This is a genomic window from Virgisporangium aurantiacum (genome assembly GCF_016863635.1).
In the GTDB taxonomy this organism is placed as follows: Bacteria; Actinomycetota; Actinomycetes; order Mycobacteriales; family Micromonosporaceae; genus Virgisporangium; species Virgisporangium aurantiacum.
The window spans coordinates 1-24,896 of the sequence record NZ_BOPG01000015.1 but is presented as its reverse complement, the minus strand read 5'-3'; the positions used below and the strand labels follow the sequence as shown (position 1 = coordinate 24,896).

24 protein-coding genes are annotated in these 24,896 nt (G+C 69.3%); 17 read left to right on the top strand and 7 right to left on the bottom strand.

Features of this window, described 5'->3' with window-relative positions:
• The first annotated feature begins 27 nt into the window (after positions 1-27).
• Positions 28-1,026 carry a selenide, water dikinase SelD gene (gene selD / locus Vau01_RS13560; protein ID WP_203991734.1) on the top strand — a complete coding sequence of 333 codons (999 nt, stop codon included), beginning with the start codon at positions 28-30 and terminating at the stop codon, positions 1,024-1,026.
• Between the two features lie 7 nt (positions 1,027-1,033).
• On the opposite strand, the gene Vau01_RS13555 is transcribed toward selD, so the two are convergent.
• The gene (locus Vau01_RS13555) at positions 1,034-1,297 is read right to left on the bottom strand and encodes a hypothetical protein (protein ID WP_203991733.1); all 264 of its coding nucleotides are present in this window, start codon (positions 1,295-1,297) and stop codon (positions 1,034-1,036) included.
• A gap of 120 nt (positions 1,298-1,417) precedes the next feature.
• Here Vau01_RS13555 and Vau01_RS13550 point away from each other — a divergent pair, with 120 nt between their 5' ends.
• Positions 1,418-1,996 carry an rRNA adenine N-6-methyltransferase family protein gene (locus Vau01_RS13550; RefSeq protein ID WP_203991732.1) on the top strand — a complete coding sequence of 193 codons (579 nt, stop codon included), beginning with the start codon at positions 1,418-1,420 and terminating at the stop codon, positions 1,994-1,996.
• 60 nt (positions 1,997-2,056) lie between these two features.
• On the opposite strand, the gene Vau01_RS13545 is transcribed toward Vau01_RS13550, so the two are convergent.
• On the bottom strand, positions 2,057-2,833 hold the full coding sequence (locus tag Vau01_RS13545) for a maleylpyruvate isomerase family mycothiol-dependent enzyme (RefSeq protein WP_203991731.1): 777 nt from the start codon (positions 2,831-2,833) through the stop codon (positions 2,057-2,059).
• A 105-nt stretch (positions 2,834-2,938) separates the two neighbouring features.
• Between Vau01_RS13545 and Vau01_RS13540 the strand changes: the two genes are divergently transcribed.
• The gene (locus tag Vau01_RS13540) at positions 2,939-4,006 is read left to right on the top strand and encodes an NAD(P)/FAD-dependent oxidoreductase (protein WP_203991729.1); all 1,068 of its coding nucleotides are present in this window, start codon (positions 2,939-2,941) and stop codon (positions 4,004-4,006) included.
• Positions 4,007-4,826: 820 nt separating this feature from the next.
• Positions 4,827-5,339 carry a hypothetical protein gene (locus tag Vau01_RS13535; RefSeq protein ID WP_203991727.1) on the top strand — a complete coding sequence of 171 codons (513 nt, stop codon included), beginning with the start codon at positions 4,827-4,829 and terminating at the stop codon, positions 5,337-5,339.
• An 85-nt stretch (positions 5,340-5,424) separates the two neighbouring features.
• Here Vau01_RS13535 and Vau01_RS13530 read toward each other — a convergent pair whose 3' ends face one another.
• From Vau01_RS13530 to Vau01_RS13510, 5 genes are all read right to left on the bottom strand, one after another.
• A complete protein-coding gene (locus Vau01_RS13530) occupies positions 5,425-6,429 on the bottom strand; it encodes an NADP-dependent oxidoreductase (protein ID WP_203991725.1) in 1,005 nt (334 codons plus the stop codon).
• On the bottom strand, positions 6,426-6,863 hold the full coding sequence (locus Vau01_RS13525; protein WP_203991722.1) for an organic hydroperoxide resistance protein: 438 nt from the start codon (positions 6,861-6,863) through the stop codon (positions 6,426-6,428). Before Vau01_RS13525 ends, Vau01_RS13530 begins: the two co-directional genes overlap by 4 nt.
• Positions 6,860-8,080: a cysteine desulfurase-like protein gene (locus Vau01_RS13520; protein ID WP_203991719.1), complete on the bottom strand. Its 1,221-nt coding sequence runs from the start codon at positions 8,078-8,080 to the stop codon at positions 6,860-6,862. Before Vau01_RS13520 ends, Vau01_RS13525 begins: the two co-directional genes overlap by 4 nt.
• 202 nt (positions 8,081-8,282) lie before the next feature.
• Positions 8,283-8,948, bottom strand: coding sequence for a DUF998 domain-containing protein (locus Vau01_RS13515; protein ID WP_203991716.1), 666 nt, complete (start codon positions 8,946-8,948; stop codon positions 8,283-8,285).
• A gap of 57 nt (positions 8,949-9,005) precedes the next feature.
• Positions 9,006-10,382, bottom strand: coding sequence for an aminotransferase-like domain-containing protein (locus Vau01_RS13510; protein WP_203991714.1), 1,377 nt, complete (start codon positions 10,380-10,382; stop codon positions 9,006-9,008).
• Between the two features lie 246 nt (positions 10,383-10,628).
• Between Vau01_RS13510 and Vau01_RS13505 the strand changes: the two genes are divergently transcribed.
• The 13 genes from Vau01_RS13505 (at position 10,629) to Vau01_RS13445 (ending at position 24,853) form a co-directional block, all read left to right on the top strand.
• Positions 10,629-11,468, top strand: coding sequence for a nitrilase-related carbon-nitrogen hydrolase (locus Vau01_RS13505; protein WP_203991712.1), 840 nt, complete (start codon positions 10,629-10,631; stop codon positions 11,466-11,468).
• Between the two features lie 9 nt (positions 11,469-11,477).
• Positions 11,478-12,881 carry a dihydropyrimidinase gene (gene hydA / locus Vau01_RS13500; RefSeq protein WP_203991710.1) on the top strand — a complete coding sequence of 468 codons (1,404 nt, stop codon included), beginning with the start codon at positions 11,478-11,480 and terminating at the stop codon, positions 12,879-12,881.
• A gap of 10 nt (positions 12,882-12,891) precedes the next feature.
• The gene (locus Vau01_RS13495; RefSeq protein WP_203991708.1) at positions 12,892-14,376 is read left to right on the top strand and encodes a CoA-acylating methylmalonate-semialdehyde dehydrogenase; all 1,485 of its coding nucleotides are present in this window, start codon (positions 12,892-12,894) and stop codon (positions 14,374-14,376) included.
• A gap of 4 nt (positions 14,377-14,380) precedes the next feature.
• Complete coding sequence (locus Vau01_RS13490) at positions 14,381-15,379, top strand: TIGR03842 family LLM class F420-dependent oxidoreductase (protein WP_203991706.1); 999 nt, start codon at positions 14,381-14,383, stop codon at positions 15,377-15,379.
• Positions 15,376-16,230 carry an ABC transporter permease gene (locus tag Vau01_RS13485; RefSeq protein WP_203991704.1) on the top strand — a complete coding sequence of 285 codons (855 nt, stop codon included), beginning with the start codon at positions 15,376-15,378 and terminating at the stop codon, positions 16,228-16,230. Before Vau01_RS13490 ends, Vau01_RS13485 begins: the two co-directional genes overlap by 4 nt.
• On the top strand, positions 16,227-17,024 hold the full coding sequence (locus Vau01_RS13480) for an ABC transporter ATP-binding protein (RefSeq protein ID WP_203991702.1): 798 nt from the start codon (positions 16,227-16,229) through the stop codon (positions 17,022-17,024). The genes Vau01_RS13485 and Vau01_RS13480 overlap by 4 nt, the downstream gene beginning before the upstream one ends.
• Entirely contained in the window at positions 17,021-17,785 is a 765-nt protein-coding gene (locus Vau01_RS13475) for an ABC transporter permease (protein WP_203991700.1), read from the top strand. The genes Vau01_RS13480 and Vau01_RS13475 overlap by 4 nt, the downstream gene beginning before the upstream one ends.
• A gap of 22 nt (positions 17,786-17,807) precedes the next feature.
• Positions 17,808-18,941, top strand: coding sequence for an ABC transporter substrate-binding protein (locus Vau01_RS13470; RefSeq protein ID WP_203991697.1), 1,134 nt, complete (start codon positions 17,808-17,810; stop codon positions 18,939-18,941).
• Positions 18,942-19,191: 250 nt separating this feature from the next.
• Entirely contained in the window at positions 19,192-20,508 is a 1,317-nt protein-coding gene (locus Vau01_RS13465) for an extracellular solute-binding protein (protein WP_203991694.1), read from the top strand.
• Entirely contained in the window at positions 20,505-21,464 is a 960-nt protein-coding gene (locus tag Vau01_RS13460) for a carbohydrate ABC transporter permease (protein WP_239151560.1), read from the top strand. Before Vau01_RS13465 ends, Vau01_RS13460 begins: the two co-directional genes overlap by 4 nt.
• Complete coding sequence (locus tag Vau01_RS13455) at positions 21,464-22,285, top strand: carbohydrate ABC transporter permease (protein WP_203991691.1); 822 nt, start codon at positions 21,464-21,466, stop codon at positions 22,283-22,285. Before Vau01_RS13460 ends, Vau01_RS13455 begins: the two co-directional genes overlap by 1 nt.
• Before the next feature lie 7 nt (positions 22,286-22,292).
• Positions 22,293-23,507 carry an ABC transporter ATP-binding protein gene (locus Vau01_RS13450; RefSeq protein ID WP_203991689.1) on the top strand — a complete coding sequence of 405 codons (1,215 nt, stop codon included), beginning with the start codon at positions 22,293-22,295 and terminating at the stop codon, positions 23,505-23,507.
• Positions 23,508-23,560: 53 nt separating this feature from the next.
• On the top strand, positions 23,561-24,853 hold the full coding sequence (locus Vau01_RS13445) for a DUF4032 domain-containing protein (protein WP_203991686.1): 1,293 nt from the start codon (positions 23,561-23,563) through the stop codon (positions 24,851-24,853).
• The last annotated feature ends 43 nt before the right edge of the window (positions 24,854-24,896 follow it).

Here is a 24,896-nt window from a genome sequence, read left to right as displayed (position 1 = left end):
AGCCTAGTACCCCGCTAGGGTCGGAGTGTGACCACATCGACGAAGCGGCTCACCGGCTACGCACACGGCGGGGGATGCGCCTGCAAGATTCCGCCGGGCGAACTGGAGGCGGTGGTGGCCGACCTGCGCGGATCGGGCGGCACGGGCAACGGCGAGCTCGTCGTCGGGCTCGACGACGGCGACGATGCCGCGGTCGTCACCATCGCAGACGGCACCGCCGTCGTGGCGACCGCCGACTTCTTCACCCCGGTGGTCGACGACGCCTACGACTGGGGGCGGATCGCCGCCGCGAATGCGCTTTCCGACGTGTACGCGATGGGCGGCACCCCGGTGGTGGCGGTCAATCTCCTGGCGTGGCCGCGGGATCTGCTGCCGATGACGCTCGCCGCCGAGGTGCTCCGTGGTGGGCTCGACGTGGCGCGCTCCGCCGGTTGCCACGTTGCGGGTGGGCACAGCGTCGACGACCCGGAACCGAAGTACGGCATGGCGGTGACCGGGATCGCCGACCCGCAGCGCCTGCTACGCAACGACGCCGGCGTGGCCGGACTGCCGTTGACGCTCACCAAGCCGCTGGGCATCGGCGTGCTCAACAGCCGGCACAAGGCGACCGGTGACGTGTTCCCGCACGCGGTCGAGACGATGGTGACGCTGAACCGGGACGCCTCCCGGGCCGCGCTCGCCGCGGGCGTCCGCTGCGCCACCGACGTGACCGGCTTCGGGCTGCTCGGGCATCTGCACAAGCTGGCGCGGGCGAGCAAGGTCACGGCGGTGATCGACGCGGCGGCCGTCCGCTACCTGGAGGACGCGCGGAAAGCGCTTGCCGACGGGTTCGTGAGCGGGGGGACGCGGCGCAACCTCGACTGGGTGCGGCCGCATCTGTCGGCGTCGGTCGGCGAGGACGAGTTGCTGCTCCTCGCCGACGCGCAGACGTCCGGAGGTCTGCTCGTTGCGGGCGAGTTGCCCGGCCACCCGGTCGTGGGGGAACTGATCGAGGCGCGTCCGGGCACGACGCTGGTCGTCCGCTGAGGCGCCATCAGGCGATTCTGAGGGCGCGCAGCACGCGGTGGACCAAACGCCGCAGCCCTGTGCGACGCCGGCGCGGCTCCGGTCGTGCCGACTCGGGGACCAGCAGACCGCGCTCGGCGAGGAACTCGGCCGCCTCGTTGGCGTCCGGGCACGGGCCGTCCCGTCCGCAGGCCTCGCACGCGCCGGTCACCAGGCTGGTGCGGTGCAGGTCGAGGCGTCGACGTTGCGCGTCCACCGCCGCCGACGCGGCCGTCGATCGGTAGACATTCATGCCTGACATTCGGTGCCGTGGCGCCGCCGGATGTGTGGGCAAGCGCTTTCCGCGAAATTCGATTGAGGGGTGCGGCGGGCGACGTCTACGGTCGCGGAATGTTCATGGTGATGGTGCGTCGTGTCCGCGGGGCAGCCCGTCGCCCCGCAGGGCGGATCCCGGCGGAGCTGGGGCTGGCACCCACTCACTGACCGGTGGGCCACCCGCGTTGTCGCCGATGCGGGGGTGCGCCCCGGCGAGCTGGTGCTCGACATCGGCGCCGGCACGGGAGCGCTCACGGCTCCGCTGGTGCGCGCCGGTGCGCGGGTTCTCGCGGTCGAACTGCATCCGGGTCGGGCCGACCGGCTGGCTGTCCGGTTCGCGGACGCTCCGGTCTCGGTCCTGCGGATGGACGCGCGTGACCTGCGCCTGCCGCACCGCCCGTTCCGGGTGGTGGCGAGCCCGCCCTACGGCATCGGTAGCGCGCTGCTGCGGTTGCTGCTGGCACGCGGGTCGCGCCTGACCGCGGCCGACCTCGTCCTGCAACGCGCGGTCGTCCGACGCTGGGCGGCCGACCCGGGCACGGCCGCCTCGGGCCGGGCGCCGGGCCCCACGCTCAACGGCCGGTGGACGGCCACGGTAGGAAAGCGCTTACCACGAAGTGCCTTCCGGGTGCCGCCACAGGTCGACTCGGATGTACTGGTCATCCGCCGACGCTGACGACCGGACGCGGCGAGCGACGCGTCAGTCCGATCGGGAGCCGGAGCGAGCCCGGACGCGTCAGAAGCCGGGGAACACGGCGCGAACGTCGGCCAGGGCGATCTTCGCGCCGGACGGGTCGACGCCCTCGGCGTTCGAGTCGTCCAGCCGGCCGAACGTGAGCCGCAACAGTGCCTCCGCCGGCATCCGGACCACGCCGTCGGGCTGATCCGAGTCGCCGCTCTCCAACGACACCGCTTCCGGGGTGGCGGCCAGTACGAACGTGCGGGCCGGACCGGTGGTCTCGACGCGGACCGACCAGCGTGCGCCGGACGGCTTAGCCATCCAGCCGATGCGCCCGGGAAGCGCGTCGATCAGCAGGTCGACCGCGTACTGCGCGACCCGGGCGGACGGGTCGAGGGCCACCGCCACGTCCCACGTGTGCACCGCGTGCTCGGGCAGCCGGAACAGCGCGATCCCCTCGCCGTCCAACTCGATCGCGCCGCCGAACAGCGTGATGTGCGCCGCGGCCAGTTCCTCGGCGGACATCGCCTCGAACGCCTCGACCAGTCGCGCATTGGCCTTGACCGCCTCGGTGACCTGTTCCAGCGGGCCGCGGGCGTCCCACTGATCCCAGATCGCCTGCATCGCGTCCTGACCGATCGGGTCGGTGTGTTCGCGTGCCGCCTTGAGCCACTCCAGATTGATTTCGGCGCCGCTGCCGAGGTGCGAGTAGACCTGCGCGATCGTCCAGTCGGAGCAGTACGACATGCGGGTCGCACCCGCGTCGTCGAGGGTGCTGGCGAGGCTGACGAGCAGTTCGTGGGACGAGCGCAGAGCACGCACGGGCACGGACATGGGAAAGGCCTTTCCCTCGACGGTCGGAACGTTTTCGAGCTTAGCGACCGGAACGCGAACGAGCTTACCGAGCCGGGAACGCGGACATCCGGGCACAATCGAACCGTGATCGAGGCAGATGTCGCGGTGATCGGTGCGGGCATTGCGGGTGTGGGCGCGGCGTACGAACTGTCGGCGTCCGCGTCGGTGGTGCTGCTGGAACAGGAGCGCGAACCCGCGTATCACACGACCGGTCGTTCGGCCGCGATGTTCCTCACGAGCTACGGGGGCGAGCGGGTCGGACCGCTCACGGCAGCGAGCCGCCCGGTGTTCGACAGAGTCGGGACGCTGCTGCGCCCGCGCCCCTGGCTCGTGCTCCGCGACCCCGCCGGACCCGACGGCGGCCACGAAGCCGCTGACGGTGACTCGCTCGAACCGCTGTCTCCTGCCGAGGCGTTGGCGCTGTGTCCGGTGCTCCGTCCAGAGTGGACCGAGGGCGCGATGCTCGAACGGTCCGCCCAGGAAATCGATGTCCTGGGGCTGCATCAGCATTTCCTGGGCGGCGCGCGGCGGCGGGGTGTCCGCGTGCACCTGTCGACGGAGGTGCTCGCCGGCCACCGCGACCGCGGCTCCTGGCTCCTGGACACCACCGCGGGCCCGGTGCGGGTCGCCGCGGTCGTCGACGCCGCTGGCGCCTGGGCCGACGTGATCGCCACCCGACTCGGGATCGAACCGATCGGCCTCACGCCGCTGGTCCGCACCGCGGCGGTGGCCCGGTACTCGGCGGCCGATCAGAACTGGCCGCTGGTCGGCGACCTGGCCGAGACGTTCTACTTCCGCCCGGAAGGCCAGGGCCTCCTCATCTCGCCCGCCGACGAGACCCCCGCCGATCCGCACGACGCCCGCGCCGAGGAGTTGGCCGTCGCGCTCGCGCTGGAACGGGTGAACGCCGCCACCACGTTGGGCCTGCGTTCGGTGTCCACCGCCTGGGCCGGGCTGCGCACGTTCACCCCGGACCGCGACCCGGTGGTCGGCCCCGACCCGGCCGAGCCGTCGTTCTGCTGGCTCGCCGGTCAGGGCGGGTTCGGCATTCAGACGGCACCGGAGCTGTCACGGCTCGCGGCAAGCGCTGTCCTGAACGGCACCGGGGAGATTCCGGAGGCGCTGTCCGTCGCCCGCTTCCGGGACGCGTGAGGAATGCGTTACTCGGCCAGGAGCGGCTTCCGGCAGCAGGAATGCGCTTTCCTGGACCAAAAGGCCCGAACGGTGCGCTGTTCGGAGCCTTTGGCTGGCGGGAGCGCACGCGTGGAAGCGCGTTCCCGGCAACAACGTGGAGCTACCTGAATCAGCGTGTCCGATCACGCACCGTATGCATGACACGCGCGCCAACGGGATAGGAAGCGTCGTCTACCGGATGGACCAGCGTCACGGCCGCGCCTAGCGTCGGACCCGGCCGGCCATTCACCGCCGGCTCCGGCATGGACCTCAGCACCTCTCCCCCGGGATGCCCGCCCAGCCGGAGCCGGCGGGCTGTCACGACCTGAAAGGCGGAGCCGACCGGTGGCTGCCGGAAGGGTCAGAAAGCACTGTGCCCCGGCGGTGTACGTGTGTGGCCAGGCCGTCGTTCCGCGACGGCTTCACCGGCCTTCCCGATCCGTCCCGGAGGCGCGCGCTCCGGTCGACTGGCGTCCGGCGACGACCCGTCCGGTGTCGCGCGCGCACGATCCCGGTTCCTGAGGCCACGACTCTCCATGCGTGTGAAACCGCTTTCCCCCTGGGGCACCCGGAAGCTGGCCGCACAGAAGGCACAGTGACGGGTGCGGAAAGTATGGAGCCCGGAAGCGGCCCGGACCACGACCCCGCGCGTGACCCGGTGTGGTCCACCAGGACGGCCGAGGTGGCACGAACGTGGGATCTTCCGGCGGGCTGGCATCCGTACTCTTTCCGACAGCACCACGATGGCGGCACCACCCAGGGGAGACCGCCATCCCCACCACGAAACGCTGGAGATGGCATGAGCGAGTACGAGGACCCGAATGCCGGCGGCGACGACTACGGGACCGACGCCCCTTCCTACGAGGAGCCGCACGACCACACGATCGTCGCGCAGTTCACCGACGGGTCGCAGCTGGGTGTCTCCGACACCGACCACGACGGCTACGCCGACATCGCGGCCACCGACGCCGACGGCGACGGCCACGCCGAGGTCGTGTACACCGACGAGCACGGCGGCGTCGCGCTCGACACCGCCTACGTCGACGCCAACGAGGACGGCGACCCGGAGCGGGTCTACGCCGACACGAACGAGGACGGCGCTGTCGACGCCGCCGCCGCGGACACCGATGGCGACGGCGAGCTCGACCTGGCCGCGTTCGACCGTAACTTCGACGGCCGCGTCGACCAGGTTCAGGTGGACCCGGACGAGGACGGCAACATCGACCGCACGGTGACCGACACCGACTTCGACGGTGTGGCCGACACGGTCCACTACGGCGACAACGACACCAACCCGTACGCCCGCAACTAAATGTTGAATCGGTGGCCGGCCTCCACGCGGAGGCCGGCCACCGTCGTTTCAAGAAATTGTTGACGCACGTGAGCTCGGCCGGTCGTCAACCGTTCAGCCGTACGACCATCTTCCCAAGGTTCTCGCCCGCCAACAGTCCCCGGAACGCCCCGGTCGCGTTCTCCAGCCCGTCGACCACCGTCTCCTGCCAGCGCACCGTGCCCTCGCGCAGCCAACCGGCCATCTCCGGCAGGTAGTCCTTCATCCGCCGGCCATGGTCGGTGACGATGAACCCGCGCAGCGTGAGCCGCTTGCCGACCGCCAGCGACAGGTTGTTCGGGCCGGCCGGCGGCTCGGTCGCGTTGTAGGAACTGATCGCTCCGCACAGCGCCGCCCGTCCGAACGGTTTGAGAGCACTGATCGCGGCTTCGAGATGGTCGCCGCCGACGTTGTCGAAGTAGACGTCGATCCCGTCGGGTGCCGCCTCCTTCAGCAGCTTGCGTACCGGTCCGTCGTGGTAGTCGAACGCCGCGTCGAAGCCGTTCTCGCGTAGCCAGGCCACTTTGGTGGGCGTCCCCGCGCTGCCGACCACGCGGGCCGCGCCCCGCGCCTTCGCGATCTGCCCGGCGACGCTGCCGACCGCGCCGGCCGCACCGGAGATGAACACGGTGTCGCCCGGCTTCATCTCCGCGATGTCGAGCAGACCGACGTACGCGGTGAGGCCCGGCATCCCGAGGACCCCGAGATGGGCCGACGGGCTGACGCCCGGCGTCGGCTCGATCTTCCGGGCGCCGCCGGCCGGGACGAGCGCGAGGTCCCGCCAACCGAGGTTGTGGATAACCAGGTCGCCGGCCGCGAAGTCGGGGCTGGCCGACGCGACGACCTCGCCGATCGCGCCGCCCTCCATGGCCTTGCCCAGCTCGAACGGCGGGACGTAGGACTTGGCGTCGGTCATCCGCCCGCGCATGTACGGGTCGACGGAGATGTACCGGTTGTGGACAAGGAGCTGTCCGTCGGCGGGGTCCGGCAGGTCGACCTCGGCGAGCTCGAAGCACTCGTCGGCCGGTACCCCGACGGGACGCGCGACCAGCCGCACCTCCCGACCTTTCATTGTGCGACCTCGGCGCTGTCCACAAGCGTGACGGTCACCTCGATGTTGTCGCGGGTGGCGTTCGAATACGGGCACACCTGGTGCGCTTTTCGCACCAACTCCTCGCCCTGGTCGCGGGGGACGGCCGGCAGCGCGACGTCGAGCGCGGCGGTCAGCCCGAACCGGCCCTCGCCGATCGCGCCGATCCCGACCCGCGCGGTGACCTGCGATCCGGTGACGTCGGCCCCCGACTGCTTGGCGACCCGGCGCAGCGCCGAGTGGAAGCACGCCGAGTACCCCGCGGCGAACAGCTGCTCCGGGTTCGTCGCGCCGCCCGCGCCGCCGAGCTCGGCGGGTGGTGCGACGTCGACGTCGATCAGCTTGTCGGACGAGGTCACGTGCCCGCTGCGGCCGTCGCCGGTGGCGGTCACCTCTGCCGTGTACAGGACCTTCACTGGTTGTCCTCTCCCTTTGCCCGGTTTTCGACCGCTTCGAGCAGCCGGTCGACCTCGGCGGCGGTGTTGTAGTGGTACACGCTGGCCCGCACCCCGCCGCCGCTGTCGCGCAGGCCCGTCGACTGGAAGTACTCGTACGCGTAGTAGTCGCCGGAGTAGACGCAGATGCCCTGGTCACCGAGGGCGGTTGCGGTGGCGGCCGGCGCTTCGGCGTCCACCCGGAAGGAGACCGTCGGGCAGCGGCCCGGCGGCGCCGCCATAACGGTGACCCCGTTGATGGCGCGCAACCCCGTGACCAGCGCTTCGAAGACGCCGGACGTGTACGCGTGCGCCGACGACATGGAGGCCAGGACCCTCTCCCGCCTGGTCGGCGCGTCGCCGGGATCGAGGCTGGCGAGGTGGTCGACCGCCGCCGTGATGCCGGACAGGAGTTCGAAGCTGAGCGTGCCGAACTCGAACCGGTCGGGCACCGTGTCGGGGGCCGGCATGAGCTTGTCCGGTGTCATGAGTTCCCAGGTGGCGGGTGCCGCGACGCAGGCGGCGAGGTGCGGGCCGGACCACTTGTACGCGCTGGTCACGTAGAAGTCGGCGCCCAGTTCGGCCACGTTGGTGGGCACGTGGGCGGTGGCGTGAACGCCGTCGACGTACACCAGCGCCCCGTGCGCGTGCGCGATCTTCGCGATGGCGGCGACATCGGGACGGGTGCCGATCGCGTTGCTCGCGGCGGTGACCGCCACGACCCTTGTCTGTGGATTGACGAGGTCGGCGTACTGGCCTGTGGACAACTCGCCGGTGGCCGCGTCGAACTCCGCCCACCGCACGGTCGCGCCGGCCCGCTCGGCCGCCTGCACCCACGGCCGGACGTTGGCGTCGTGGTCCAACCGGGAGACGACCACCTCGTCGCGCTCGTTCCAGGTTGTGGACAACGTGCGGGCGACGAGGTAGGTCAGCGCCGTGGCGCTGGAGCCGAACACCACGCCGGCCGGATCCCCGCCCACCAGGTCGGCCACCGCCTCGCGAGCCGTGGCCACGATCGCGCCGGCCCGCCGCCCGGCCTCGAACACGGTGGTCCGGTTACCGACGGCGGACCGCAGGGTAGCGGTGATCGCATCGGCCACCGGGCCGGCCACGAGCGTGCCGGCCGCTCCGTCGAAATGGACGAACCCCTCGGCCAGGGCCGGATATGCCGCCCTGACCCGCTCAACGTCGAACCCCATGCGGCCAACTTAACTTGCGGGTAGCTTTCGCGGCGATCGTGGAGCGGGATGGCCCGTCTCACTCTCCGAGCGCGCCAACTGTGCTATCTGGACGCCGGGAGGCGCACCCGTGACATGTCAGTCGCCGGCGCCGGTCTGCCAGGTGTGGATGGCCGGCTGTGGATGGCCCGGGTGGTTCGCACTCAGCGTGAGGACGCCGACCTCAACCCCGCACGGCCACAGCAGCCGGCCTGGCCACGGCTCGAATCGCCCAGTAACCCAGGTACCCGACGGTCACCACCTCGACCAGCGCCAACACCCGCTCGATACCGCCCAACGGGATCGCCCGCCACCACGGAACGCCGGTGAACGGATGCAGCACGAACGCGACCGCGATCGGCGTGAAGCACAGCAACGCGAGGATGCCGAACGCGGTCGTCACCGCGGCCGGGCCGCGCCAGCGCGCGTCGCCCCGCCAGCGGCGGCCGATCAACAGCGCGGCGACGGGCAGACCGAGGAACGCGACGACGCTGGCGTACCTGTGTACGGTCCCCTCGATCGACGGGCCGACGGCCCAGTTGTGCTTCGGGAAGTACACGACCGCGGCCAGCCCCACGCACCACAGCAGCAACGCCACCGTCGCACCGGACCGCACCGGGACCAGCGCCGTGCGGATCAGGGCCAGCAGGGTCGCCGCCGACCCCGCGGCCAGCACGACCACGGCCGCGTTGAACACGTTTCCGGTCTCCAGCAACGCGTACTGGCTGATGGTGCGCCGCATCGGGTCGAGCTCGGCCGACGGCCCGGTGACGTGTAGCGCCCCGATCATCCCCAGCGCGACGACCACCGCGGCGATGCCGGCGAGGGCCAGCCAACGGGGCAGTGCCATCGCGTCAGTCTGCCACCCGTTCCTGAAAGCGCTGCGGGAAAGCGCTTGCCGCAACCGCTACCGCCAGCCGCGCGGGTGGGCACCCGAACGGCGTCCACTCGCCTTCGCCTCCGCGCCGGCCGCTTCGGCCAGGAGATCGGCGAGTTCGTCGAAGCCGTCGCGGACCAGGCCGACCGTGATCCGTACGTGGTCCACGGGCAGCGGGGTGACCATGAACGGCGCGCCCGGTGCCACCGCGACCCCGTGCGCCGCCAGCGACAGCATCGCCACCTGCTGGTCGGCTACCTGCATCCACAGGTTGATGCCGTCGTCGGCGCTCGCCGTCACCTCGCGGGCCGACAGCGCCGCCAGCATCGCTTCGCGGCGCCGGGCGTACTCGCCGCGGGCCCGGGCGATGCCGGCGACGGTCGACGGGTCGGTCAGCAGTTCGACCAGCACGGCCTGCAGGATCCGGCTCGACCAGCCGGGACCGAGCAGCCGCCGGTCGGTCACCGACGCGATGACCGACGCCGGTCCGCCGACCGCGGCGAGGCGCAGGTCGGGCCCGTGGCTCTTGGAGAAGCTGAGCACGTGGACGGTGGACGCGGGCAGCCGCGCGCCCAGGCTCACCGGCAGTGCGGACGCGATGTCGCCGGCGTGGTCGTCCTCCACGATCAGCACCGACGGGTGCTGATTCAGCACCACCGCGAGTGCGGCCGCTCTCTCGTCGGTCATGCTCACGCCGGTCGGGTTGTGCGCCCGCGGCTGCAGGTACAACGCGACCGGGCGGTGGGCGTCCAATGCCTCGGCGAGCGCGTCGGGACGCAGACCGCAACCGTCCACAGGAACGCCGACCACAACGGCGCCGACCTGGTCGAGCAGGTCGAGCACCGGCGGGAAGGCCGGGTTTTCCACAAGGACGTGGTCGCCGAAGCGCACAGTGCCGGCGGTGATCCGGTCGACCGCGTCGAGCGCGCCGTCGACGACGGTGAGCCGCTCGGGCTCGAACGGGAACCGCTGCCGCAGCACCGCCTCCAGCGCGGGCAGCACGGGTTCGTCGAGGTAGCTGGTGGTCAGGCGGGCGTCGCCGACCCGGCGCATCGGCTCGGCCAGGTGGGGGAGCAGGTCGTGGTCGGGGACGCCGGTGGAGAAGTCGCGCGGCAGGGTGGCCGGCCGGGTGGTGACCCGCGCGTAGCGCAGCCGTTGCCGCGGCACGGCCGGAGTGAGGACGAACGTGCCGGAGCGGCCGCGGGTCTGTATCGCGCCGGCGCGGGCGAGGCTGCGCCACGCCTCGCTCACGGTGGTGGGACTGATGCCGAGTTCGCGGGCGACGTCGCGGACGGTCGGCAGGCGGGCGCCGGCGGGCAGGACGCCGGTGGTGACGAGACGGCTGACCGCGGCGGCGATACCGCGGGCGCTGCGGTCGTCGACCGCGGCGGAGATCAGGTGGAGCACGGTGGCCCCGGCGCCGGCGCCACCCGGCTCATGGATCGGAACGGCGGGAGACGCGAAGACGCGCCCGGAGCGGGCGCCGTCCTTAACGTCTCCGAAACTCCCCGTTCCAAATCTCCAAACACATTCCCACCATTGTCCGCTTAGAGTTGTGTCACTAGAGTCCTACGCCATCCGACCTTCCAAAACAAGGCCAGCCGCACCGGTCGGTCGGAGCCGTGACACCTGATCAGGAGAGGACCGGCAGCCATGGCAGATGTCGTCCGCGCCGCACTCGTCCAGACCAACTGGACCGGTGATAAAGAATCGATGATCAAGGCACATGAGGAGTACGCCCGGCAGGCCGCCGCGCAGGGCGCGAAGGTCATCTGCTTCCAGGAGCTGTTCTACGGCCCGTACTTCTGCCAGGTGCAGGACAAGGAGTTCTACTCGTACGCGGAGAGCATCCCGGGGCCGACCACCGAACGGTTCCAGGCGCTCGCCGCCGAGCTCGGCATGGTGATGGTGCTGCCGATGTACGAGCAGGAGCAGCCCGGCGTCCTGTACAACACCGCCGCCGTGGTCGACGCCGACGGTAAGTACCTCGGCAAGTACCGCAAGAACCACATCCCGCAGGTGAAGGGCTTCTGGGAGAAGTTCTACTTCCGGCCCGGCAACCTCGGTTACCCGGTGTTCGACACCGCCGTCGGCAAGGTCGGCGTCTACATCTGCTACGACCGGCACTTCCCGGAGGGCTGGCGGGCGCTCGGCCTGAACGGCGCCCGGCTGGTGTTCAACCCGTCGGCCACCAGCCGCGGGCTGTCGTCGTACCTGTGGAAGCTCGAGCAGCCCGCGTCGGCCGTCGCCAACGAGTACTTCATCGGCGCGATCAACCGCACCGGCATCGAGGACCTCGGTGACAACGACTTCTACGGATCGAGCTACTTCGTCGACCCGGAGGGCAAGTTCGTCGGTGAGGTGGGCGACGCCCACAACCCCGAGCTGATCGTCCGCGACCTCGACTTCGACCTGCTGGAGACGGTCCGCGACCGCTGGCAGTTCTACCGCGACCGCCGCCCCGACGCCTACGACGACCTGACCAAGCCGTAAGGGGAGAGCATGACTCTGCTGATCACCGGCGGCACCGTCGTCGGCCCGTCCGGGCCGTACGCCGCCGACGTGCTCGTCGACGGCGAGACGATCGCCGCCGTATTCGCGCCCGGCCGCGGTCCCGAAGGCGTCGAAACCCTTGATGCCACAGGGAAGTACGTCATCCCCGGCGGCGTCGACGCGCACACGCACATGGAACTGCCGTTCGGCGGAACGTTCGCCAGCGACACGTTCGACACCGGAACCAGGGCCGCCGCCCACGGTGGTACCACCACGATCATCGACTTCGCGGTGCAGCGCACCGGCGAGGTGGTGCAGGACGGGCTGGCCGCCTGGCACGGCAAGGCCGAGGGCAACTGCCACATCGACTACGCGTTCCACATGATCCTCGGGGGCGTCGACGACGACTCGCTGAAGGCGATGGACCAGCTCGTCACCGACGAGGGCATCTCCAGCTTCAAGCTGTTCATGGCCTACCCGGGCGTCTTCTACTCCGACGACGGCCAGGTCCTGCGCGCCATGCAGAAGGCGCGCGACAACGGATCGATCATCATGATGCACGCCGAGAACGGCATCGCGATCGACGTTCTGGTGCAGCAAGCGCTTTCCCGGGGCGAGACCGACCCGATCCACCACGGCATCACCCGTCCGACGCAGTTGGAGGCGGAGGCCACCAGCCGCGCCATCTGGCTGGCCGACGTCGCGAAGGACTGCCCGCTCTACATCGTCCACCTCTCGGCGAGCGAAGCGCTCGAACAGGTCGCGCGGGCCCGCAACGACGGTCGCAACGTGTTCGCCGAGACCTGCCCGCAGTACCTCTACCTGACGCTGGAGGACCAGCTCGGCGCGCCCGGCTTCGAGGGCGCCAAGTGGGTCTGCTCGACGCCGTTGCGCAGCAAGCACGAGCCGCACCGCGCGGACCTCTGGCGCGGCCTGCGGACGAACGACCTCGCCGTGGTCTCGACCGACCACTGCCCGTTCTGCATGAAGGACCAGAAGGAACTCGGCGTCGGCGACTTCTCCAAGATTCCCAACGGGATCGGCGGCGTGGAGCACCGGGTCGACCTGCTGTACCAGGGTGTGGTCGACGGCAAGCTGTCGCTCGCCCGCTGGGTGGAGACCATCGCCACCACGCCGGCCCGCATGTTCGGGCTGTACCCGCGCAAGGGCGTCATCGCGCCCGGATCCGACGCCGACATCGTGCTGTACGACCCGAACGGCCGCACCCGCATCAGCGTCGAGACGCACCACATGAACATGGACCACTCGGCCTGGGAAGGCTACGAGATCGCGGGGAAGGTCGACACCGTACTGTCGCGCGGCACGGTGATCGTCGACTCCGCGGGCAACTACCACGGCCGCAAGGGTCACGGGCAGTTCCTGCGCCGCGGCCTCAGCGACTACCTCATTTAAGGAGGCGGTCATGAGAACCGTCCACCACTGGATCAACGGCGCCGCTGTCGCCGGCACGGGAACCAGAAAGCTGCCGGTCTTCGACCCGGCAACCGGCGAACAGCAGGCCGAAATCGTGGCGGCGACGGCCGCCGAGGTGCGCACGGCCGTCGAGACCGCGCTCGGCGTCTTCCCGTCGTGGCGGGCCGCGTCGCTCAGCCGCCGGGCCGAGGTCATGTTCCGCTTCCGGGAACTCGTCGACGCGAACCGCAAGGAGATCGCGTCGCTGCTGTCGTCGGAGCACGGCAAGACCGTGGCGGACGCCGGTGGCGAAGTGGCGCGGGGACTGGAGAACGTCGAGTTCGCCTGCGGCGCACCGCATCTGCTCAAGGGCGGCTACAGCGAGCAGGCGTCCACCGGCGTCGACGTCTACTCGATCCGGCAACCGCTCGGCGTCGTCGCCGGCATCACGCCGTTCAACTTTCCGGCCATGGTGCCGATGTGGATGTTCTGCAACGCGCTGGTGGCCGGCAATACGTTCGTGCTCAAGCCCAGCGAGAAGGACCCGTCGGTCTCGTTGCTGCTGGCGGATCTGTTGCGCCAGGCCGGATTGCCGGACGGCGCGTTCAACGTCGTGCAGGGCGACCGCGAGGCGGTCGAGGCGATCCTGGCCGACCCCGACATCCAGGCGGTCAGCTTCGTCGGCTCGACGCCCGTCGCGAAACACATCTACGAGACGGGCACCAGAGCGGGCAAGCGCGTGCAGGCACTCGGCGGCGCCAAGAACCACATGGTCGTGCTGCCCGACGCCGACGTGAACTCGGCCGCCGACGCCGCCGTGTCGGCCGGCTACGGTTCCGCCGGCGAGCGGTGCATGGCGATCTCGGTGGTGGTGGCCGTCGGCGCCGTCGCGGACCCGTTGGTGGACGCGATCCGCGAGCGCATCGGTCGCATCCGCACCGGCCCGGCCAGCGATCCGGACGCCGAGATGGGCCCGCTGATCAGCCGCGAGCACCGCGACAAGGTCGCCGGCTACCTCGCGTCACCCGGCGCGGCCGAGGTGGTCGTCGACGGGCGGCAGTCCGACGTCAGCAACCAGCCCGGCTTCTTCCTCGCACCGTCCCTTGTGGACAAGGTGCCGACCGATTCGCCGCTGTACACCGACGAGATCTTCGGACCGGTGCTGTCGGTGACCCGGGTCGACACCTACGCCGAGGCGCTCGAACTGGTCAACGACAACCCGTACGGCAACGGCACGGCCATCTTCACCCGTGACGGCGGCGTCGCCCGCCAGTTCCAGTACGACGTGGTGTGCGGCATGGTCGGCGTCAACGTACCGGTGCCGGTGCCCGTCGCGTACTACAGCTTCGGCGGCTGGAAGGCGTCGCTGTTCGGCGACCTGCACATGTACGGGCCGGACGGCCTGGCGTTCTACACCCGCACCAAGGTGGTCACCTCCCGCTGGCCCGACCCGGCCACCAGCGAGGTCGACCTCGGCTTCCCGAAGGTGAGATAGGCCAATGGATTTCGGCGTCGTCTTCCAGTGCGACCCGCCCGCGCGCGACCTCGTGACGCTCGCGCAGCGGGCCGAGCGGGCCGGCTTCAGTCACGTGTGGACGTTCGACTCGCACGTGCTGTGGCAGGAGCCGTTCGTCATCTACAGCCAGATCCTCGCCACCACCGAGCGGGTGGTGGTCGGGCCGATGGTGACCAACCCGTCCACCCGCGACTGGACGGTGACGGCGTCGACGTTCGCCACCCTCAACGAGATGTACGGCAACCGCACGGTCTGCGGCATCGGCCGCGGCGACTCGGCCGTGCGGGTGCTCGGTGCGCGCCCGACGACGCTGGCGGAGTTGCGCGAGTGCGTCGGCGTCATCCGGGAACTGGCCAACGGACGCGCGGTGAACTACCGCGACCGCGATCTCCAGTTCCTCTGGGCGCCGGAGAGCCGGCTAGAGGTGTGGGTGGCCGCGTACGGGCCGAAGGCGCTCGCGTTGACCGGCGAGGTCGGCGACGGGTACATCCTGCAGTTGGCCGACCCGGACATCGCGGCGTGGATGATCGGAGCGGTGCGCGCCGCCGCGGAGAAGGCGGGCCGTGACCCGGCCGCCATCAAGTTCTGCGTGGCGGCGCCGGCCTACGTCGGCGACGACATCGAGCACCAACGCGAGCAGACCCGGTGGTTCGGCGGCATGGTCGGCAACCACGTGGCCGACATCGTGTCCCGGTACGGCGCCGCGGGTGGGGGAGTGCCGCAGGTGCTCACCGACTACATCGCCGGCCGCAAGGGCTACGACTACGCCGAGCACGGCCGGGCGGGCAACACCCACACCGATTTCGTGCCCGACGGGATCGTCGACCGGTTCTGCCTCCTGGGTCCGGTCGACGAGCACGTCAAGCGACTCACCGAGCTGAAGGAACTCGGCGTCGACCAGTTCGCGCTGTACCTGCAGCACGACGCCAAGGAGTCCACATTGGACGCCTACGGCGCCGAGATCCTGCCGACGTTCGCGTGAGGAAGGTGCTCGGCGCGGTGCTCGCGCTCCTCGTGGGCGGCGCGCTGTGGGAGGGCTACAAGGCCGTCGGCGACACCGACGGCACGTCGTTGTTCGGTGTGCGGATCCTGCCGCGCACCGACGACGCGGCGATGCCGCACGTGCTCGACGTCCTGAACCGGTTGGGTGAGCCCGAACTGGCCGGCGGTCGTCCGGTGTGGAGGGTCGTGTTCGACGCGTGCCTCTTCACGCTCGGTATCACCGCCGTCGGCTTTCTCGTCGGCACGTTCATCGGACTGCTTCTCGCGGTGCTGATGCAGCGGTTCCGCGTCGCCGAACGGGGTCTCCTGCCGTGGGTGGTGCTGTCGCAGACCGTGCCGCTGGTGGCGCTGGCGCCACTCGTGGCCGGCTGGGGCGGCGCGCTGTCGCTCGGGCCGTACCCGTGGCAGCCGTGGATGTCGGTGTCGCTGATCGCCGCGTACCTCGCGTTCTTCCCGGTCGCGGTCGGCATGCTGCGGGGCCTGCAGTCGCCGTCCGCGATCGGGGTCGAACTGATGCGCAGCTACGCCGCCGGGTGGTGGCGCACGCTCGTGAAGCTGCGGATGCCGGCCGCGACGCCGTACCTGTTCCCGGCGCTGCGTCTGGCCGGCGCGGCCGCGGTCGTGGGCGCGGTGGTCGGAGAAATTTCCACGGGGACGCGGGGAGGCATCGGCCGGCTCGTCATCGAGTACTCCCGCGAGGCCACCAGCGACCCGGCCAAGGTGTACACGGCGATGCTCGGCGCGGCGTTGCTGGGCCTGGCCGTCGCCGGATTCGTGGCTCTGGTGGAATGGCCCCTCACGCGTCACCGCCGGAGGGTTCTGTTGCCATGACCGCTGTTGAGGTAAGTGGCGTCTCGAAGACGTTCAACAAGGGGCGGCCCGACGAGGTCGCCGCGCTGCACGACATCGACCTCGTTGTCGACAGTGGACAGTTCGTGTCGCTGATCGGGCCCTCCGGGTGCGGCAAGAGCACCCTGCTGCGGCTCATCGCCGACCTGGTGCCACCCACGTCGGGCACGGTCACCGTGGCCGGCAAGCCCGCCCGTCGGGCCCGGCTCGACCAGGAGTACGGCATCGCCTTCCAACAGGCGGGGCTGTTCGACTGGCGGACGGTGCGGCGCAACGTCGAGCTGCCGCTGGAACTGCGCGGGCAGAGCCGCGCGGAGCGGAAGGCCCGGGCCGAGGAGATGCTCGCCCTCGTGGGGCTGTCCGACTTCGCCGGGCACTATCCGGCCCAACTCTCCGGCGGCATGCAGCAACGCGTCGCGATCGCGCGCGCTCTCGCGGTCCACCCGCCTTTGCTCCTGATGGACGAACCGTTCGGTGCGCTCGACGAGATGACACGCGAACGCCTGCAGTCCGAGTTGCTGCGCGTCTGCGCGGCAACCGGAACCAGCACGGTGTTCGTCACCCACTCGATACCGGAGGCCGTGTTCCTCTCCGACCTCGTGGTGGTGATGTCGGCGCGGCCCGGACGGATCACCGACACCGTGAAGATCGATCTGGGACCGCGCACCGACGCGACCCGGCAGTCGCCCGGGTTCTTCACCGCGATCACCAAGGTGCGTAAGGCGTTGCGCGGTATCGAGACCACAGTGGACGAAGACGTCGAGGTCGACGTATGAGATGGGTCCGTTCGGTCCTCCCGCCGCTCGTGGTGGGGCTGGCGGGCCTCGCCTTGTGGGAACTGATCGTGCGCGCCGGCCGGATCGCGCCGTTCATCCTGCCGGCGCCGTCGGCGATCGGTGAACAGCTGTGGCTCGACCGGTCGGTGGTGTGGGAGGCGGGCCTCGCCAGCGGTGCCAACGCGTTGGTGGGCCTGATCTTCGGTTCGGCTCTCGCGTTGGCGGCGGCGTTGGTGGCCAGCCGGTTGCAGATCCTGGCCGAGGTGTCGGTGCCGATCGCGGCGCTCGCCAACGCGCTGCCGATCATCGCGCTCGCCCCGATTCTCAACAACATGTTCGACACCACCAGTAGCATTCCGCGCCGCGTCGTGGTGGCGATCGTGGCGTTCTTTCCCGTGTTCGTGAACACCTTGCGGGGCCTGCGGGAGGTCCACCCCATCCACCAGGAGTTGATGGACAGCTATGCCGCGTCCGGCTGGACGTTCGCGCGGCTGGTGCGCCTGCCGGGCGCGCTGCCGTTCGTGTTCACCGGTCTGCGGCAGGCGTCGTCGCTCGCGGTCATCGCCGCCGTGGTGTCGGAGTACTTCGGCGGGCTCCAGGACGGCCTGGGCTCGCGGATCACCTCGGCGGCGGCGTTCACCGCCTACCCGCGCGCGTGGGCCTACGTGGTCGGCGCGTGCATTCTCGGTCTGATCTTCTACCTCGCCACACTCGTGGCGGAACGCTTCGCGATGCCCTGGCGGCGTAGCCAGGCTCATTGACCCTCGACTTCGCGGAGGACCGATGACCAGATTTCGTTTCCTTGTCCTAGCGGCGGTGACCGCACTGACCGTGTCGGCGTGCGGGACGGCCGACCAGAACAACGGCGCGCCCTCGACGTCCAACGGCGTGACCAACGTCAAGCTCCAGCTCCAGTGGTTCTTCCAGGCACAGTTCGCGGGCTACATCGCGGCGGTGGAAAAGGGCTTCTACAAAGAAGAAGGACTCAACGTCGAGCTGATCGAAGGCGGGGTCGACATCGTCCCGCAGACCGTGCTCGGCCAGGGCCGCGCCGACTACGCGGTGGCCTGGGTGCCGAAGGCGCTCGCCTCGCGCGAGCAGGGCGTGCAGATCACCGACGTCGGGCAGTTCTTCGCCCGGTCCGGTACGTACCAGGTGGCGTTCGCGAACAAGGGGATCTCCTCCGCGAAGGACCTCAAGGGCAAGAAGGTCGGCAACTGGGGCTTCGGCAACGAGTTCGAGTTGTTCGCCGGCCTGACCAAGGCCGGGCTCGACCCGGGCAAGGACGTCACGTTGGTGCAGCAGCAGTTCGACATGCAGGCGCTGCTGCGCGGTGACATCGACGCGGCACAGGCGATGAGCTACAACGAGTACGCGCAGGTGCTGGAGGCCACCAACCCGGCGACGGGCAAGCTGTACCAGCCGTCCGACTTCGCCATCATCGACTGGAACAAGGAAGGCACCGCGATGTTGCAGGACGCGGTGTGGGCCAACACGTCGCGGCTGGGCGACAAGGCGTACCAGGAGACCACGGTCAAACTGCTGACGGGCACGATCAAGGGTTGGGCGTTCTGCCGCGACAACCCGGAGGAGTGCCGCGATCTGGTGGTGAAGAAGGGCTCCAAGCTCGGCGCCAGTCACCAGCTGTGGCAGATGAACGAGACCAGCAAGCTGATCTGGCCGTCGTCGAAGGGCATCGGCCTGGTCGACGAGGGCGACTGGAACCGCACGGTCGAGCTGTCACAGAGCACCAAGAACCAGGACGGCAAGACCGTGCTGACCAAGAAGCCCGAGGGGCAGGCGTTCACGAACGAGTACGTCCAGAAGGCGATCGACAAGGCCAAGTCGGCCGGCGTCGACGTCACGGGGAGCGGCTTCACCCCGAAGGCGGTCACGTTGAACGCCGGCGGCGCGTAGCGGTCCACCAGCTTTTGGCCGGGCATGGATGAAGATCCATGCCCGGTTTGTTTCTGCCCGTTTCTGTCTGCGTCGATCTGCCAGCCGAGCACGACGGATATTTCGGGAGCTTTGACGCCAGGTTACGGCCGTCGACATGCGAGATCGCCGGGCTGAGCGCACAGTGAGGGAGTTGCACAGATGAGTGCGACTCCCGTCAGCGTCACCGGCTGACGGATGCGCTCCACTCCCCGGGAGGTGCGTCTTGCGCATGAACCATCCCCGGCCACGACAGAAACTGGCCCTGTTCCTCGCGGCCGTCGTCGCGGCACCCACCCTCGTCGCCTGCGGAAGCGACGACGGCGCCAACGTCCTCACGTTCTGGCAGAGCCCGGACTCCTCCGGCGTCGTGGGCAAGATTGTCGACAGATGCAACCAGGAGGCGAACGGCCGCTACGTCATCCGACGGGAGACGCTGCCGAACAGCGCCGACGCCCAGCGCGAACAACTCGTGCGGCGGTTGGCCGCCAAGGACAAGACGATGAACGTCCTCTTCATGGACGTCATCTGGGCCCCCGAGTTCGCCGAAGCCAAGTGGATCCTGCCGTTCGAGGGCGACGACGAGGCGAAGGCGACCGCCGACCTGCTCGAGGGTCCCAAGGAATCCGCCACCTGGAAGGGCAAGCTGTACGCGGCCCCGTTCTCGTCGAACAGCCAACTGCTCTGGTACCGGAAGTCGTTGGCACAGCAGGCCGGCGTCGACCCCACCGCCGAGAACTTCACCTGGGACGACCTGATCGACGCGTCGTCGAAGATGCCGGAGAACTCGCGCTTCGTGGAGATCCAGGGCAACCGTTACGAGGGCTACATGGTCTGGATCAACGGCCTCGTGAGCTCCGCCGGCGGCTCGATCCTGAAGGACGTCGACCTCGGTTCGAAGGCCACGGCGGACATCGACAGCGACGCGGGACGCCGGGCGGCCGAGATCATCGAGAAGTTCGCGAAGTCGCCGGCCGCCGATTTCGGCCTGTCGACGGCGGTCGAGGAGAGCACGCGGGCGGCGTTCCAGAACGGCACCGCCTGGGCGATGCTGAACTGGCCGTACATCTACGGGCTCGGGAGCGAGAACGCCAAGAAGGATCCCAAATTCAAGGCGATCTTCGACGACTACGCCTGGGCCCGGTACCCGCGCGTCGACGCGAACCGGGCTAGCGCACCACCCATCGGCGGCGCCATGATCGGTGTCGGTGCGTACACGCCGGCGGCCAAGCGACCGCTGGCCTTCGAGGCCGTCGCGTGCATCACGTCGCCGGAGAGCCAGAAACAACGCATGGACACGCTCGGCGAACCGGCCACCCGGGCCGCCATCTACGACGATCCCGCCATCCTCGCGAAGTACCCGTTCGCTCCGTTGATCCGGGAATCCATCGACCAGGCCGCACCGCGTCCGCTCTCGCCGTTCTACAACGACGTGACGATCGCGGTCCAACGCACCTGGCATCCCCCGTCGTCGGTGAACCCCTCGTACACACCCCGCAGGAGCGACCGGCTGATCGGACAGGCGTTGAAAGGCAAGGTGCTGCTGTGAGTGTCGAGGTACCCACCCAGCCGGGAGCCGAGGTCGAGCGCACCGAAACGGCCTCCGACAAAGCCACGAAGGCGCCCATCAGCGAGCGGGAGCGGCACGAGCGCCGGCTCGGGCTGCTGCTGGCCGGTCCCGCGTTCGCGCTCATGATGATCGTGACGCTCTACCCCGTCCTCAACTCGATCTGGTTGTCGTTCAACCGGTACACGCTCGCGTCGCCCGACGACCGCGAGTTCGTGGGGTTGAGCAACTACGTCACGGTGCTGAAGTCGTTGCTGTGGTGGAACGACATGTTCACCACGGTTCTGCTGACGGTCTTCACGGTCGCGGCGGAACTGGTCATCGGGTTCATCTTCGCGATGGTCATGCACCGGGCCATCTTCGGCCGGAAGACGGTGCGTGTCGCGATCCTCATCCCGTACGGCATCGTCACGGTCGTGTCGGCGTTCGCGTGGCAGTTCGCGTTCGACCCGACGGCCGGGTTCGTCAACTCACTCCTCGGTACGGACAAGAACTTCTTCGGTGACCGGTGGAGCTCGCTGTTCGTTATCTTCCTCGCGGAACTGTGGAAGACCACGCCGTTCATCTCGCTGCTGCTGCTCGCCGGTCTCGCGACGGTGCCCAGCGTGCTGGGCGAGGCGGCCGAGGTCGACGGAGCGACGGCGTGGCAACGGTTGTGGCGCGTGACGATCCCCAACATGAAGGCGGCGATCCTCGTCGCGGTGCTGTTCCGCACGCTCGACGCGTTCCGCATCTTCGACACGGTGTTCGTCATGACGCGCGGCGCGAACGACACGGAAACGTTGTCGTTCCTCAGTTACAACCAGATGATCAACCGGTTGAACATCGGCCTCGGCTCGGCCGTGTCGGTGTTGTTGTTCATCTGCGTGGTGCTGATCGCGGTGCTGTTCGTGAAGGGGTTCAAGACCGACATCGGAGCCGCGAGGGGTGAACGCTGATGGAGAAGAAGCAACGATGGTGGATCATCGGGTCGATCGCCATCATCGTCTACACCGCGCTTCCGGTCATGTGGATCATCAGTCTCTCGTTCAAGACCGGCGCGCAACTCACCGACGGGAACTTCTTCCCGCGCGACTGGAGCTTCGACAACTACCAGGCAGTGCTGGGTCAGGACCTGTTCACGTCGGCGCTGCGGAACTCGATCGGCATCTCGCTGATCGCGACCACGCTCTCGGTCGTCATCGCGACGCTCGCGGCCTACGCGATCGCGCGGCTGAACTTCCCGGGCAAGAAGGTGATCCTGTCGACCGCGCTGGCGATCGCGATCTTCCCCGCGGTGTCGTTGATCGGGCCCATGTTCACGATCTGGCGCTCGGTCGGGCTGTACGACACCTGGCCGGGGCTGATCATCCCGTACATGTCGTTCTCGCTGCCGATGGCGTTGTGGACGCTGTCGGCGTTCTTCCGTGAGATCCCGTGGGAGATGGAACAGGCGGCGCAGGTCGACGGCGCCACGGCGTGGCAGGCGTTCCGCAAGGTGATCGTGCCGCTGGCCGCGCCGGGCGTGTTCACCGCCGCGATCCTGACGTTCTTCTTCTGCTGGAACGACTTCCTGTTCGGCATCTCGCTGACGTCGAGCGAGAACGCCCGCCCGGTGCCGGCCGCGATGGCGTTCTTCTCCGGCGCCACGCAGTTCGAGCAGCCGTACGGCGCGATCGCCGCGGCGGCCGTCATCGTCACGATTCCGGTCGTCATCATGGTGCTGCTCTTCCAACGAAAGATCGTCGCGGGTCTCACCTCGGGCGCAGTGAAGGGATAGCGAAGACATGGCTGCCATCACCATCAAGAACATCACCAAGACCTACGGCGACGGCTTCAAGGCGGTCAAGGACGTCAGCCTCGACATCGCCGACGGTGAGTTCATGATCCTGGTCGGTCCGTCCGGGTGCGGGAAGTCCACGTTGCTGCGGATGATCGTCGGGCTGGAGGACATCACGTCCGGCGACATGATCATCGGTGACAAGCGCGTCAACGAGAAGGCACCGCGCGACCGCAACCTCGCGATGGTCTTCCAGAACTACGCGCTCTACCCGCACCTGTCGGTGTTCGAGAACATCGCGTTCCCGTTGCGGTTGCGCAAGGCGCCCGAAGCGGAGGTGAAGGAGCGCGTCGGCAACGCCGCGAGCCTGCTCGAGCTCACCGAACACCTGCAACGCAAGCCCAGCCAGCTATCCGGCGGTCAGCGGCAGCGGGTCGCGATGGGCCGGGCGATCGTGCGTCAGGCCGACGCGTTCCTGTTCGACGAGCCACTGTCCAATTTGGACGCCAAGCTGCGCGGCCAGATGCGCACCGAGATCCTGCGCATGCAGCGGCGGCTCGGCACGACGACCGTCTACGTGACGCACGACCAGACGGAGGCGATGACCCTCGGGGACCGCGTGGCGGTGCTCCGCAAGGGCGTGCTGCAACAGGTCGCGTCGCCGCGCGAGCTGTACGAGCGTCCGGTGAATCTCTTCGTGGCCGGCTTCATCGGGTCACCGCCGATGAACTTCCTGCCCGCCGCCGTCCGCGACGACCAGTTGGAACTGCCGTTCCTCACGGTGCCGCTGAGGCCCGAGATGCGCGAGCGGATCGGCGACCGGACACTGCTCATCGCCGGCATCCGGCCGGAGTACTTCGAGGACGCGTCGCTCGTCGAGGACGGCAAGCGCGACCGCGGTGCCGTCTTCGAGGTCCCGGTCGACGTGACGGAGTGGCTCGGCGACTCGCAGTACGCCTACATCCCGTACGAGGCGCCGGAGGACATTCTGGCCCAGCTGACCGAGTTGGAGCAGGAGCTCGACAGCGAGCACCTGCGCACGCAGATGGTGGTGTCGCTCGATCCGATGAGCCGCATCCGCGACGGGGAAAGCGCTTCCCTGTGGCTCGACCCGGCGCGCATGCACCTGTTCGACCCGCGCACCGGCGAGAACCTGACCCGGCAACAGGAACCGGTGGAGCCGGCGGTGCCCAGGACGCCCGCCCCGCGGACGCCCGCCTAGGATCGGATCCTGGGGACCCTGTCATCGGGGTCCCCAGGATAGGAGGCTGCATCGTGCCAGCACCGGCCATACGGCTGCGGGTACCGACACCCGGGCTTCTCGCGCTTCCGTGGCTGGAACCGCTGCGCGACTGGGACGCCACCGAGGTGCCGTTCCGCGACATCCCCGTCGGCCCCAGCCGGCACCTCGTGCGCTTCGTGGAGACCGACGGGGCGCTGTGGGCGCTCAAGGAGCTTCCGCAACGTATCGCCGAGAAGGAGTACGCCGTCCTGCGTGACCTGGAGGCGCGGTCGTTGCCCGCCGTGCGCCCCGCTGGGCTGGTGGTGCAACCCGACGAGGGCAACGCGATCCTCGTCACCCGGTATCTTGAACGTTCCTGGCAGTACCGGCGGTTGCTCATGCGCATCCCGCCCGAGCAACGCGCCCACCGCGACCGGTTGCTCGACGCGATGGCGAGCCTCCTGGTCGACCTCCACCGCAACGGCGTCTTCTGGGGCGACTGCTCGCTCGCCAACACACTGTTCTCGCGCGACGGCCAGGTGTTGCAGGCCTGGCTGGTCGACGCCGAGACCAGCGAGATCCACCCGCAGCTCAGTTCCGGCCAGCGCCAGCACGACGTCGACATCCTGGTGGAGAACGTCGCCGCCGGCCTGTACGACCTGGCCCTCCGTCTCGACCAGTCCGAAGAGATGTTCGACGCGCTGGTCGAGGAGGCCGCCAGCGTGGCGACGCGGTACGAGGCGCTGTGGGACGTGTTGCACGCCGAGCCGGTGATCTCCTACGACGAGCGGTTCCAGATCGAGGGTCAGATCCGAAAAATCCACGAACTGGGCTTCGCCGTCGACGAGGTCAACCTCCAGTTCACCGGCGACGGAACCCAGACGCTGCAACTGAAACTGGTCGTCGCGGCCCGCCGGTTCCACGCCACGCAACTGCAGAACATCACCGGCCTCGACGTGGGCGAGGGCCAGGCCAAGATCCTGCTCGCCGACCTGCGGGCCTATCAGGGCAAGCTGCAACGCGAGACGAGCGCGTTCATCTCCGAGCAGATCGCCGCGCGCCGGTGGACCGACGAGGTGCTCAATCCCGGCATGGACCGCGCGCACAAGGCCGTGGGCGGGGTCGGCGAGCCCATCCAGGCCTACTGCGACCTGTTGGAGGTCCGCTGGTTGCTGAGCGAGCGGGCGGGCGAGGACGTCGGTGACACGGTCGCGTTGGACGCGCTGTCGAAGAGCTCGGTACCACCGGACTCGGCCGCGAAGATGCTCGTCGCCGAGGCGTCGACGGGCCAGATGCGCGCGCTTTCGCCCGGGGTGCTGGCCGAGCTGGATCCGGACGTGGACTGATTCCGGTCGCGTTGTTCTGGACGCCGTTGCCGTCGCCCGGCTC